This window comes from Thermostichus sp. OS-CIW-32, assembly GCF_054060415.1.
Genome location: NZ_JBSSDD010000002.1, coordinates 143,628 through 155,855, shown reverse-complemented (window position 1 = coordinate 155,855; position 12,228 = coordinate 143,628). Strand labels below are relative to the sequence as shown.

The following is a 12,228-nucleotide window of genomic DNA, read 5'->3' as shown; positions in this document are numbered from 1 at the left end:
CTTTATCTGGATCAAGTGAAAGGCCAAAAACAAAGACAAGCCGCTCTATCTCAAATCATCGAGAATGCTATCCAACTCTGGAAAACTCTCGTCTATGGGTGTAGAACGACCAAGAGCGACTGCTTCGCTTGCATTGCTGTCACCTACTTGCTGTTCAGGAAGACTTGCCAAAATTTGAACTGACTCACCAACAGAGGAAGGTTCAGGACGAGTAATCAAGGGCAGCATCTCACGATTGAGGCCCAAAGCTTGCAAGCAGAGGTTGATCCCAGAAACAGCTTGGTTGTACTTGTCTATGCTTGCCTCCAGTTCTTTCAGCCGCTGTTGGTTAAGCGCAATTTTCTCTTCAGCCTCTTTCCTGAGAGTTGCTTCCATGAACTGCTTTGCTTCTGGGTACTTTTGTAAAATCTCATCGGCTACTTGCTTGGCAACCGGCAATAGCTGAGTTTTTAGAGTATTGTTGGTCTCTTGTCGGAAGCTAGAACGCACTGTCTGGCTAATTTTCGGCTCAAAGTCAAGCTTGAGTAATTGTCGGATTCCAGGCTCTGCGTCGCGAATAGCAGAGATGTCATAAGATTGGCTGGTTTGCTTTAGGACTTCTCGAAACTGGTAGATCGAGAATGTTCCTTCGTCATAGAAGCGGGGGCTTTCTCTGAGGTAGCGGTCGCACTCTTTTCGGGCACCATTGACAAGAGAGCTCAAAGTTACATCTCTAACCAAAAGAAGCTTTTTCTCCAAGTCCCCATCGGATCCCAGTAGGCGAAACAACTGCCTGTAGTAGCTCGAGCTGCGAACTTCATCAACAAGGCGACGAAAGAAGTTCTCTACAAGCGTGCTGGCTGATTCTACCAGGATGTCCTCTAGATGGTTGGACAAATAATAAAAGGCTTCGACCAATACAGCTAAGAATGGAGCTGTGGAGTTGCGGGGACGAATGCGAACGGCTTGACTGTAAACATTGTCCAACGAAAAAGTATCCAAAAGCTCATCTAGCCTCCGTACCATCCTAGTCTTCAATTTATGGAAATCGTTCTCAAATTCTTTGTTTTCTCCGTTAATAACTTTATTGACTACTGTCTGGATATGCTCGTCAAACTCTCGGCCAATACTGGCTAGCTGCTGATTGATCAGCGTCAGCTCATAGGAAATCATGCTGTCAATCTCTTTGGGCTGGCTATCAATGTCTCGGTAGAGATCTAGATAGGACTTCCTCATCTCGATGCAGAGAGGTTGCAAATCATCGGCCAGCGCGGAAAATAGCTGTGGCCGCTTTTCTTCCGTTAAATAACGAGTGATCCCAGCCCGAAAGTCTTCAATACCGCTATCTTTAATCATATACTCAATCAAAGGTTTTCCCCACTCCCTCAGAATCCGAACGTAGTTATTTATGGGTGTGTCGTACCCATGTACAGAAGGGCGGAACGGGGATCCAACCAACCTACCTGACGTGCAGTACTTGTTAAACTCGCTGACAAACTGGGGCGTTTCTTCCTCACCACCCAATTCTTTGATGCTTTCTGAAAAAATCGTATCCAGTCCAAATCGATCCTCAGGGGTAGTTGCCTTGATCTGGGAACCATAGAAGCCGAGAAGGCCGCTTGTCTTAAATACGCGGAGTTGACGAAATTGCTGGTCGATAATGTTTTCTAGTCTCTGCTTTAGTTGTGCGTTGTACCAAGTCTCATCAATCCGGTTAAACACATAGAAGACGCGATCCCTGATGCTGTCATTACCTTGAATGTGTTCAATAAGTTCTGTCTCTTCCTTGGTCAGCTCACCCGTTGCAGCACACTTGAGAACGCAAACAACTGCGGACGTATCCGGATCGGCAATTTTTCGATAAGTACGCTCTGCATCCGCTTTGACTGGAGCATCGATCCCAGGAGTATCGACAATAACGTTTCCATCTTCCAGCAAGGGGTGGTGGCAATAGTATTCCACCTTTCGCAAAACTGCGCTATTGGCGCCGCGCCGGGCAAAACCCGCAGCTTCTCTTAGGTTGCCGAAGTTGAGCTGCTCCATTGAGAAAACTTTGTTCTCGGTAGGGTGAATTTTGTCCCGGTTCTGCTGGAAACCTGTAATCAACAAGCGAAGTGCATCCGCCTGCTTCGCCCGCTCTGACTTGCTTTTGCCTCCCTCCTGCTGAATAATAGCCTCAGCACGCTCCTTCAGGGGATTCAGTGCAGTGTCTTCCAGCCTGCTGAGTGACGGAGCCAAGTTTAGGAAAGCGCAGAAGGCGGTCATCTGTTCTTGCACTTCCTGCTCGCTAAGAAAAGTGAGCACTACCCTCTCCGCATTTGGCTCTGCGTAGGCGATGTAGCACTCTGTCCCTGTGGCGTGCCCTTCGGCGCTGTAGAGAAGCTCTCTTTCTAAGAGGGCATTGATTAGCATAGACTTGCCAGCACTGAAAGCACCGGCAAAGACAATCTCGAAGGTTGGAGAAATAGCTTTGCTGAGGGAAGCTTGAATCCGAGTGGTATCTTGCTTGCCTGAAAAAGTGGAATCCTGATGCCAGAGTTGCAGGATAGCTTCAACCTGCTCTTTCAAGTTCTCACACTGAGGCAGGAGCTTTACAGACATAAGAGAGCAATCTCCACAGAGGCTGCCGGGATTATAACTTGCCTATGCTTGAGGTGAGGATTCCTACAACAATTTTCTTCAGTCCCGGAGCTGTGTGGCTATATGTGCATACACGTGAAGAGAGAAGAGCAGAACTCCCCAGACCGACATAGCAAAAAGGCTTAGGTCGTTGACCCAAGCCCGCCTCAGCATACTCATACCAGATGCCAGGAACCAGACTTGAACTGGTGACACGAGGATTTTCAGTCCTCTGCTCTACCAACTGAGCTATCCCGGCTCTGGACCTACTATCTTACGATGTCGAGGGGGGTTTTGACAACTGGTGGCGCCCCCAATTTAGCCAATCAATTTCTCCAAAGCCTCCATCTGGGGGATGCAGAGAACATCTCGGTTGCGATCCCGGCGGATCAGCTCCTCTTGCTCCAGCTTGGACAGGACGCGAGTGACCGTTTCCCGGGCTAGGCCACTTAGGCTGCTCAGCTCCCGATGGGGCAAGTTGGGGATCTCTACGCCACTTCGGCTAACCCGGCCACGGGATTCGGCCAAAAACAGCAGGATATCGGCAACACGGGCCGTACTACTGGCCTCGCGCAACTGCAGACGACGGTTGATCTGCCGTAAGCGGCGCGACATGAGCTGAGCAAGGCGGATGCCGGCCTGAGGATCAGAAGCCAAAAAAGCCAGGAAGTGTTGGGCCGACAGACAACTGACTTTGGTGGCTGTTAGGGCTACAACGTCGGTGGAACGAGGCGCTTCGTCCAAAGCAGCCATTTCCCCGAAGATTTCCCCTGGACCAAGAATGGTGAGGGTGATCTCCCGGCCTTCGAGATCATGGGTGCGAATCTTGACCCACCCTTCCAGGATGAAATAAACGGCGTTACCCCAGTCATTTTGTAACAAGATGGCCTGGTTGACCGGGTGGGAGCGCAACGACATTTGCCCGGCCAGAGGCTCTAGCCTCTCAGGAGGAAAGCCCTCAAACAGGAGCATCAGGCGTAGGTCATCTGGAGTTACATCGCTCACCGTGGGATCCTCCTGCACGTGGTCAGTTCTGGTCGAGTGGGATGGGAAAAGGGTGGGCCTGCACAGACACGTCAACATGCCCCTCAGCCTACCGTCTCTCTCAGGTCTATGGCCCGCCGAGGCGAACTGCGTAGCGATAGGGCAGGGCTTTAGACCCAATTTTTACCGCTACTTTGGAAAGGGATCCCTGCACAACAAAAGCTGCTGCCATCCTCTAGCCCAGAAACGGCAAAATCCATCTTGCTGATAGCAATTTTCTCGAGTTTGTGCAGTTTGAGTCGAGATCTAGACCTGCTGAAGTTGAGATGGCCAATCTTGGCTGGTATCCAAAATCTTTAAAAAAGGCCGTTCCGAATCGGAAAAATCCTGCCAGTGGGCCTGCTGTTGGGAGAGCATCTCGGCGGTGGCATCAGCAATGTCGGCAGAGTGCTGCTGATCCCCATCGATGCAGCCGGCTGGGGCCAAGAGGGGTTGAGGAGCTGGGCTGCGGCGTTGCAGGCGCTCCCGCAAAACAGGTTCAGGGGCGTAGCAGTGGAGGATGCGCAGTGGGATCCCTTGGCGTTGGGCCTGATCAATGGCCATCCCCCGCAGGGCTTGCCGGTCAAACTTGGCGTCCAGAATCACGGTGTAGCCTTCCTGGGCCAGCTCTACTCCCAACTGCACCAAGCGGCGGTAGGTTTTATCGGTCATCTCCGGGGTATAAACCTCCGGCCCCCCCCGTTGCCGCAGAGGGATCCCGGCCAAATGCTTGCGCACCGCATCGGAGCGAATGTGAATGGCTCCCCGCTGACGGGCCAAGTGGCGGGCTACCGTGCTTTTGCCGGATCCCGACAATCCCGACATCAGGAACAACTGCCCCCGCTTGGGGAGGGTGTATTCCCAGGCAAGACGGTAATAGCGGGCGGCGGTGCTAAAGGCTGTGGCCTTGGCTTCCTCTGCTGCAGTGGGATCCTCCAGCAAAAAAGAGGTGACCTTGGCCCGCACGTAGGCCTGCCGATTGAGGTAAATAGGCAAGATCTTCAACCCTTCCCAATCTCCGGTTTCTTCCAGGTAGGTGTTCAAATAGGCGTTTCCCAGATCGGGGCGATGGCGGGCATCCAAATCCATCACCCCATAGGATATGTCGTACATGACATCCACAAAGCGGAAGGCTTCATTAAACTCGATGCAATCAAAAAGCAGGATCTTCCCTTCCCAAAAACAGATGTTGCCTAGGTGCAGGTCTCCGTGGCATTCACGAATGCGGTTTTGTTCTATTCTTTGTTGAAACAGCTCCTGCCGCTCAGCAAAAAAGCGATCGGTGTAGGCTTGGGTTTCTCGATATTGCTGAGCTGTTTGTGGGCCGCCGACGTAGCGCTGGGTTTGGGCGTAATTCTCGTCAAAGGCTTCTCGCACCCGTTCTGGCCGGCCAAAGCTGCGGATGTAGTCGTTGGTCTCGGTTTGGGCATGAAACGTCGCCACCACCCGCCCCAGCTCCTCCATCAAGGACGGCGTTAGCTCTCCCCGCTCAAACAGGTTGCTGAACAGTTGCTCTTGGGGAAATTGCCGCATTTGCAGAGCGTATTCTATGGGCTCGCCGCTGCTGTTGAACTGAAATCGGCCATCGGTCTGGACAATGGGCAACACTTGCAGATAAAGGCCGGGAGCACCGCGCTGGTTCATGCGCAGCTCTTCTTGGCAAAAGTGGCGCCGCCTCTCCAGGGTGGTGAAGTTCAAAAAGCCAAAGTCCAAAGGCTTTTTCACTTTATAGGCATAGTCGCCTGTCAGCAGAATATAGGAAATGTGGGTTTGAATAAGCCGAATGGGATCCTGTACCGGATGAGGGTAGAAGGCGGGATCCAGCATCGCTTGGATCAAGGGGGGCAGGTGGGTATCGACCATGAAAAACGATAGAGATGGAAAAAGGGCTTGGACGGGGATCCCTATCTTCCGCCGACAGAGCAGATTGTCCTCCACCTATTCCTTAAAGGGCAAGGCGGCTTCTTGGGGGGAAAGACGGATGAGGCTGATCCCCTGCTGAATTAGCGTATCTTGAGCAGCACCGGAAAGAGCGTAGGGCCAGACCAGATATTTGGTGTTGATGTAGTCTTGTCCGCGCTTGGCCAGGTTTACCTGTTCCGAGAGCATGCGCACGTCTGGCCCGCGGCTGATAGTGGCTTCGGCCCGGCGAATGCGCTGCATCAGTTGGCTGAACAGCTCTTGGGGCTGCTGCACAAACACCACAATGGCCAAGTCGCAGGGGTTGTAATAGTTGCCGATGCCGCAGAGGAGCAGGGCTTCACTGGAGAGAACAAGGGTTTCTTGATCCCCCAGAGCCACCACCGGATACAGAAAGGTGCGCACATCCTCCAGTTGCCAGTGGTTAAAAGAGTGGCTATCTACCTCCCCCCGCACCCAAGAGGAGATGGCAGGAAAAACTGCTTCGCTCAACAGTCGATAGGCCGTCTGGGGTCGCCCTAGCCAGCAGAGGGCATTTTCGTAGAAGCTCTCGTTCTCCAGCAGGTGGGGGGTGAGAGGAGCAACCATGGGCAGATCCTCAACGGGCTTTCTCCAGCATGCCTACTCGGGGATGGTTAAGGCAATTTTGCCCAGAACGGATCCCTGCTCCAGCAACCGGTGGGCGGCAGCCGCTTCGGCCAGAGGAAAGGTGTGGCTGAGCTGGATCCGCAGTTGGCCTTGGTCGATGAGGCGGGCACATTGCCTGAGGATTTCCGCCTGATTTTGTTGGGCGTTGGTCAGGCTTTTCAGCATCGGGGTGAGCATCAGCTCAAATCCCACCCGCAAGTTGCGGTCGCGAGCCACCCGCCAGTCGATCTCTGGGGCCGGGGCCAGCAGGGTGACGATATCTCCGTACACGCGCACTGCGGGGAAGGTCTGCTCCAATAGCTTGCCGCCCAAGGTATCTAGGGCAAGATCTACCCCCTCTCCCCCTGTCCAGTCCAAAACGGCGCGCACAAAGTCTGTCTGCCGGTAGAAGATGGGCAAGCCGGCGCCTAGGGAACGGACAAACTCCGCCTTTTCCGGGGTGCTCACGGTGGTGGCCACTTTGGATCCCCGTAGACGGGCCAGTTGAATGGCCACATGGCCAACTCCACCCGCTCCCCCGTGGATGAGCACACTTTGGCCGGCCTGGAGACGCCCCCGGTCGTAAAGCGCTTCCCAGGCGGTGATCAGCACCAGCGGGGCAGCAGCAGCCTCCGCAAAGCTCAGAGTTCTGGGCTTGGGAGCCACAAAACGCTCGTCCACCACGATCAGCTCGGCGTAATTCCCCGCCTGCCTGCCCAGACCCCCGTGGCAGAAGTACACCTCGTCTCCCACTGTAAAGTGCCTAACTCCGGATCCCACGGCTTCCACAACGCCGGCACCGTCACACCCCAAAATGGCGGGCATCTCCTCTGGATAGAAGGTGCCCCGTTGCCGCAGTTTGGTGTCGATGGGGTTGACGCCGGCTGCCCTCAGACGGATGCGCAGCTCCCGCTCGCCGCGAATTTGGGGCTCAGGTACTTCTCGGAGCTGCAGAACCTCTGGCCCGCCGGGCACACTCATGACTACGGCTTTCATGCGCTCAAGTTGTCAGCTTCAGTTGGGTTGGCCCGCTCAAAGGATGCAGGGTAGAGTTTGTTCTGGTGATGAGAAGATGGGCATCTCCCCATTGGGGTGTTGCTTTGCAACCCTGCGGAGTCTTGCAGCTGCTCTCTAGCCTATTTTAGCTAAACCGCCGAGAAGCCCCGCGCTGTATGCGCAGGGTCAACATACCCACGCAAAACCGAAGCCGTCACCCCACTCCATGAAGCAATAAAAAGGCTAGTGACTAGTGACTAGTCACTACGCACTACTCTACAGGGCGGTGGGGCATCCCGTCCTTTTCGCGTCAGCGGGACGTAGTCCTTAAGCTCAGGAAATGTCTGAAGCGATAGCAGGGGTCACTGAGAAGCCCGCGCTGTGTGCGTAGCAACCCTGCGGGAAGCTAGCTACAGCGTCGGGAGTATGTCACGCAGCCTGCGACTTCATGGGCTCCGAGTAGGCCAAAATGAACTGAATGAACTGGTCGATCTCCAGCAGAATGTGTTCCGCCTCGGCCAGAGAGGTCGGTACGGTTGCCAGCACCTGGGCATCTACTTCTGCAGCCTGCCCCGCTTCTCGCAAGAGGTTCATCGAGTTATGGCTGAGCAGGAGCTCCAGCTCGTTCAGGGTTACCATGGCCAGCTGCTCCTCGGCTTGATGGAGCTTATTTTGCAAAGTCTGAACTTGTTCGGTTTGCACCTTCAGCCTAGCTTCCGCCTGCTCAGCGCGAGATACAGCCAGTTGTGCAGCTTGCTGGGCCTCATCCCGCTGAGCTTTCAGGAAGGCCATCTCTTGCTCCAATTGTGCCAATCGCTCTTGCAGGCTGTAAATGTGCTGATCCCGGTCTCCCAAAGCTCGCTCCAGCTCGCGATTTCGAGCCTCCATCTGCTGACAAGCTTCGTTCGCTTGGGCCAGCTGTTCCGCCAAGTTTGCCATTTCCTCTTCCATGTTGGTGAGCCGACTCAAGCGTTCCAAAACCTGAGCATTTTCGGCTTCCAGTTTCTCAATCAGCGCTTGAGCGCTCAACAGTTCTGCTTTGGTAGAGTCCAGCTCGCCGCAGACTTGGTCGTAGTTGGCGATTAGCTCGCCAAGCCGGGCCTCTTTGGCTTGCAGTTCTTCTCGTAAGGAGTTCATCCAGCGGTCGCTCTGCTTAAGCTGCTCTTGCAAAATCGGCTTGAGCGGAAAGAGTCGTTTGATGTAGCGCTGTAGGCGGCTGTGGGACTGATCCAATTTGGCGAAGGCTTCATTGAGAGAGAGATAAGCCTCGCAGAGTTTCGTGTAGCGCCGAGCCACAGAATCAGGATGATCCATAGGGTTATAGAGTCCAGGTGGGGGTGCCGTGTCTATTTTATGCTGTTCATTCTATTGGCCAAGCCTGGAGAAGGAGGCATTTGATACAACAACTGGGGGCTTAATTTTACTTTAATATCCGGTGCCCCAATCTCTCTTGCGAGCCAAGGCCAAAGAGTCTGCCCAAATCCAGCTTCAGACATTGCCCACGGGCCATACGGAGACTAGAGCTTCTCCCCCAAGGCAATCATTCTCTTGACCGCAAAATGTTTATCTACACATTTAGTGTCTACAAGAGGATGCCCGCGAGTCCTAACGCTAGATACGCTGCAAAAGCAGGGCTCTTCATGGCTCAGACCGGCTGGGCATTGGGGATCCCTAGCTTCTCCAAATAGGCGGCTGCCCGCAGCAACTTGGCTTCTTGGTAGGGGGCGGCCACCAGTTGTACGCCAAAGGGCAGGGATCCACTCTCGCGCAACGGCAGCGAAAGCACCGGCAGACCGATAAACGAGAGGGGCTGGGTGTAGAGGCCGAGGTTGGGCCGAGTGAGAACCTCTACCCCATCGATCACCATCTTCTCTTGGCCGAGCAAGGGGGCAAAGCAGGGGGTGGTGGGGGCGATGAACAGATCGATCTCCTGAAAAATGGCCTGCACCTGCTGGCGATACCAGCGGCGAAAGCGCTGTGCCTGCAAGATCCAACTGGCGGGCAGCAAAGCTCCGGCCAAAAAGCGATCCCGGGTGGCCGGGTCAAAGTCGTGGGGGCGAGTTCGCAGGTTGGGCAAGTGCAGGTTGGCTCCCTCAGCAGCCGTGATCAGGAAGGCGGCGGCACGGGCGCGCTGGGCTTCCGGGATCCGCACAGTCTGGCCGACCCCCAAGGCTTGGGCCACTTTTTCTACTCCGGCCAAGATGGGGGGCTCTGCCCCTCGGGCAAAGTAATCATCCGCCACCGCGATGCGCAAGCCCTCGATCCCCTGCCCCAATTGCCCAAAGGTGGGATCTACAGGACGCCGGGTACAGACGGGATCTTGGGGATCCGGCCCTTGCATGACATCGAAGCTGAGGGCAATATCGGCCACCGAACGGGCCAAGGGGCCCACGTGGTCAAAGCTGGCGGCAAACAGAGCCGCTCCTGCCCGCGATAGACGGCCATAGGTGGGCTTGAGGCCGTAGACGCCACACAAAGAGGCCGGTACCCGAATCGAGCCGTTGGTGTCGCTGCCCAGGGCAAGGGGCACCAAACCTCCTGCTACTGCAGCTGCCGAGCCGCCGGAGGATCCCCCCGCACTGCGGCTGAGATCGTGGGGGTTGTGGGTGGGGCCGTAGTGGCTGTTTTCGGTGACGAAGCCGTAGGCGTACTCGTCCATGTTGAGGGTGCCCACCAAGATTGCCCCTGCCTGCTTGAGACGAGCCACCACCGTTGCATCTTGGATGGCCGGGGGATTCTCGCGGTTGATCGCCGAGCCAGCCAGGGTGGTGAGGCCGGCCACGTCAAATAAGTTCTTGACGGCAAAAGGCACCCCTGCCAACGGGCCTACAGGGATCCCTTGAGCCACCTGTCGATCCACCTGCTCCGCCGCTTGTAAGGCCGATTCCTCCAAGACAGCTGTAAAGGCATTGAGCTGGGGATCCCGCCGGCGAATCCGCTCCAGACAGGCGGCCACCACCGCTTGGGCGCTCACGGATCCCTGGCGGACAGCCCTGGCAATAGAGACCGCGTCAGCGCTGCCGAGAAGGTGGGGATCCCCGGTCATGGCTGAGGGTCAAAGGTGGGATCTGGCTCAACTATCGGCGGCAACGGGAACTCCAGCACCTGTTGAGCAATGGGCAGAAAGCGGGCAAAATTTTCGATCACCCCTGCTCGGTGGTCGGGATGCAGGGGCAGTTGCAGCAGTTGGGCCATCTGGTCGACGTAGGTTTCCGGATCCCAGGGTTGCATGGTTCTAGGGTCAGCAGGCCGGTTGCGGCAAAGATACCACAAGCTCGCCTGCGAACACCACCAGGCAGCCTCCAACAACAAGACCGTCGTTGGCTAGGGAGCGGCCATCTGCACAGCGTTGCCCTGCAGCGACCAGAAGCGCTCGTTGGGCAAGACAGGACGGGTTACCGCTTGCCGTTCCAGCTCCTCCAGAGCGACGCGGCGGCTACTTGCAGAGCTATTGGCGGCAGCGCTGGCTTGCAGGCGTTTGCGGAACAGACGCAACTGCTGCTGCTCTGCTTCGGGAGAAACATGCTGGGCAAAGAGGGGATGCAAGATTTTCTCCTCCTGATCAAACTGAGCCCGCAATTGCCGATAGAAGTGAAGGGCAGCAGAAGGATCCACCTGCTGCGGAGTGCGCTCTGATTGGTGCAAAAAGCGCGTCAGCTCTGGAATCTGATCCCGCAGATGTTGCTCCAGCCGCTCAGTTTGGGCGCTGAGGTGGGGATCCCCCTGGAGAGCCGACCTAAGCAGAGGGTAGAGAACATGGCGCTCCAGTTGAATGTGGCGGGAGAGGCGCTGTCGCAACCTTTGTACACAGAGGCGTCGCTGCTCCAGATCCAACTCCGGCGCTCGAGACAGGCGAGTCAAAAACTGCAGGATGACGCGGTGCTGTTCAGCACAAAGGGCAACCAGCGTACCGGCAGAGGCTGCTCGCGTCAGCGGGAGGGACTCCTCAGAGGACATGGCATTCACAGCAGAAAAGTTTCGTCCTAGCTTAACTTTGTCAAGAAATGGTGGCTTGCGTAAGGGTACGGGAATAGCGCAGGTGTCTTGGATACACTCGGGCAGCAATCCTGGGAAAAGTTGTCCAGATCTGAACTCCGGCAACGCCACTCTCTAGGCTTGCACAGGCCAGCGGCGTTTCCAAGCAGAAGTGGGCTCCAAAGGGGATCCCTGCTGTTCCCGTTGGCGTTGCAGACGGATTTGCGCTCTATCTCCTTTCAAGGTGGGATCCCGGTAGGGCACGGCAGCGCGAGTTTTCAGGTGCTCCCACTCCATGGGGGAAAGAGGCGGCAGGTGGTCAGGTTGGGGCGAGGCCACTGTCCCCGGCCAAGGACGACCTACCGGGGGGGTAGAGCCGATGAAAAGCCCTGCTTCCAACAGAGCCGCTCGCACCGCCGCTGCACAGGAATAGGTGGCCAAAATGCCGGTTGGTCGCATCCGTTCAGCCACGGCCCGCAGGAAATCCACCGTCCACAGCTCTGGGCAAACAGAAGGCGAGAAGGGATCCAAAAACACCGCATCTGCCCACCCCAGCGGCACCTGCAACACCGTTTGCCGGGCATCGCCCCACAGCAGCGTTCCGCGCCAGCGCTCCGATTGCCAGGATCCCTGTTCAATCCAGTGTTGCCATTCTTGCCCAAAGCTCCAGTCGGATCCCACCCCCGCCTGCCAAGCCTGGCGAGGCACTTCCGGGGATCGCTCCAGGCCGATTACCTCCACAAGACAATCGGGCCGGATTTGCCAAATGGTTTCTAGGGCAAGGCCGGAGTTGTAGCCCAAGCCAAAGCAAATATCCAAAAGGCGAATGGGCTGGGCGGGATCCCGCTCCAAAGGCAGCCGATCCAGCCGGCAAGGGCGGACAAACTTCTCCAGAGCCTCCTGAGCGGCACCACTGACGTTGTGAAAAGCCTGTCCAAACTCTTCCGAGAAAAAGGTCAGGGATCCATCCCCTGTGGTCAGCACCTGCCACCGAGTCTCCATTGCCTGCTGTTGTCTCTATTTTCAGTTGGGCGATTCTTTGATAGCTTGAGAACGTTGAGATGTGTTTCGCAGCTCACCGGCAGGGCT

At 56.0% G+C, this 12,228-nt stretch carries 10 protein-coding genes and 1 tRNA gene; all 11 read right to left on the bottom strand.

The genetic code is table 11. The features are described from left to right. Window positions 1-45 precede the first annotated feature (45 nt). The 11 genes from ACVWY8_RS03245 to ACVWY8_RS03195 all read right to left on the bottom strand — a co-directional run bounded on the left by ACVWY8_RS03245 (window position 46) and on the right by ACVWY8_RS03195 (window position 12,141). A complete protein-coding gene (locus ACVWY8_RS03245; protein WP_457393119.1) occupies window positions 46-2,580 on the bottom strand; it encodes a dynamin family protein in 2,535 nt (844 codons plus the stop codon). 204 nt (window positions 2,581-2,784) lie between these two features. After that, window positions 2,785-2,857, bottom strand: a tRNA-Phe gene (locus ACVWY8_RS03240). A 59-nt stretch (window positions 2,858-2,916) separates the two neighbouring features. Further along, window positions 2,917-3,570: a Crp/Fnr family transcriptional regulator gene (locus tag ACVWY8_RS03235; protein WP_011434200.1), complete on the bottom strand. Its 654-nt coding sequence runs from the start codon at window positions 3,568-3,570 to the stop codon at window positions 2,917-2,919. Between the two features lie 318 nt (window positions 3,571-3,888). Then, window positions 3,889-5,484, bottom strand: coding sequence for a bifunctional aminoglycoside phosphotransferase/ATP-binding protein (locus ACVWY8_RS03230; RefSeq protein WP_457393328.1), 1,596 nt, complete (start codon window positions 5,482-5,484; stop codon window positions 3,889-3,891). Between the two features lie 75 nt (window positions 5,485-5,559). Next, window positions 5,560-6,129, bottom strand: a complete 570-nt coding sequence (locus ACVWY8_RS03225) for a hypothetical protein (RefSeq protein WP_414332236.1) — start codon at window positions 6,127-6,129, stop codon at window positions 5,560-5,562. Window positions 6,130-6,162: 33 nt separating this feature from the next. Further along, window positions 6,163-7,164, bottom strand: a complete 1,002-nt coding sequence (locus tag ACVWY8_RS03220) for a zinc-dependent alcohol dehydrogenase family protein (RefSeq protein ID WP_414349833.1) — start codon at window positions 7,162-7,164, stop codon at window positions 6,163-6,165. 429 nt (window positions 7,165-7,593) lie between these two features. Continuing rightward, window positions 7,594-8,478, bottom strand: coding sequence for a hypothetical protein (locus ACVWY8_RS03215; RefSeq protein ID WP_457393121.1), 885 nt, complete (start codon window positions 8,476-8,478; stop codon window positions 7,594-7,596). Window positions 8,479-8,809: 331 nt separating this feature from the next. Next, complete coding sequence (locus ACVWY8_RS03210; protein WP_414417106.1) at window positions 8,810-10,210, bottom strand: AtzE family amidohydrolase; 1,401 nt, start codon at window positions 10,208-10,210, stop codon at window positions 8,810-8,812. Then, window positions 10,207-10,395 carry a DUF4089 domain-containing protein gene (locus ACVWY8_RS03205; RefSeq protein WP_414328765.1) on the bottom strand — a complete coding sequence of 63 codons (189 nt, stop codon included), beginning with the start codon at window positions 10,393-10,395 and terminating at the stop codon, window positions 10,207-10,209. Before ACVWY8_RS03205 ends, ACVWY8_RS03210 begins: the two co-directional genes overlap by 4 nt. 93 nt (window positions 10,396-10,488) lie before the next feature. Continuing rightward, a complete protein-coding gene (locus ACVWY8_RS03200) occupies window positions 10,489-11,121 on the bottom strand; it encodes a hemerythrin domain-containing protein (protein WP_457393124.1) in 633 nt (210 codons plus the stop codon). Between the two features lie 153 nt (window positions 11,122-11,274). Next, the gene (locus ACVWY8_RS03195) at window positions 11,275-12,141 is read right to left on the bottom strand and encodes a tRNA (5-methylaminomethyl-2-thiouridine)(34)-methyltransferase MnmD (protein WP_457393126.1); all 867 of its coding nucleotides are present in this window, start codon (window positions 12,139-12,141) and stop codon (window positions 11,275-11,277) included. Window positions 12,142-12,228: the final 87 nt, after the last annotated feature.

Bases quoted from the DNA above. Each gene is read 5' to 3' on its own strand.
- ACVWY8_RS03245 (WP_457393119.1), bottom strand. From the start codon at position 2,580: ATGTCTGTAAAGCTCCTGCCTCAGTGTGAGAACTTGAAAGAGCAGGTT.
- ACVWY8_RS03205 (WP_414328765.1), bottom strand. From the start codon at position 10,395: ATGCAACCCTGGGATCCGGAAACCTACGTCGACCAGATGGCCCAACTG.
- ACVWY8_RS03215 (WP_457393121.1), bottom strand. From the start codon at position 8,478: ATGGATCATCCTGATTCTGTGGCTCGGCGCTACACGAAACTCTGCGAG.
- ACVWY8_RS03230 (WP_457393328.1), bottom strand. From the start codon at position 5,484: ATGGTCGATACCCACCTGCCCCCCTTGATCCAAGCGATGCTGGATCCC.
- ACVWY8_RS03220 (WP_414349833.1), bottom strand. From the start codon at position 7,164: ATGAAAGCCGTAGTCATGAGTGTGCCCGGCGGGCCAGAGGTTCTGCAG.
- ACVWY8_RS03235 (WP_011434200.1), bottom strand. From the start codon at position 3,570: ATGCTCCTGTTTGAGGGCTTTCCTCCTGAGAGGCTAGAGCCTCTGGCC.
- ACVWY8_RS03200 (WP_457393124.1), bottom strand. From the start codon at position 11,121: ATGTCCTCTGAGGAGTCCCTCCCGCTGACGCGAGCAGCCTCTGCCGGT.
- ACVWY8_RS03210 (WP_414417106.1), bottom strand. From the start codon at position 10,210: ATGACCGGGGATCCCCACCTTCTCGGCAGCGCTGACGCGGTCTCTATT.
- ACVWY8_RS03225 (WP_414332236.1), bottom strand. From the start codon at position 6,129: ATGGTTGCTCCTCTCACCCCCCACCTGCTGGAGAACGAGAGCTTCTAC.
- ACVWY8_RS03195 (WP_457393126.1), bottom strand. From the start codon at position 12,141: ATGGAGACTCGGTGGCAGGTGCTGACCACAGGGGATGGATCCCTGACC.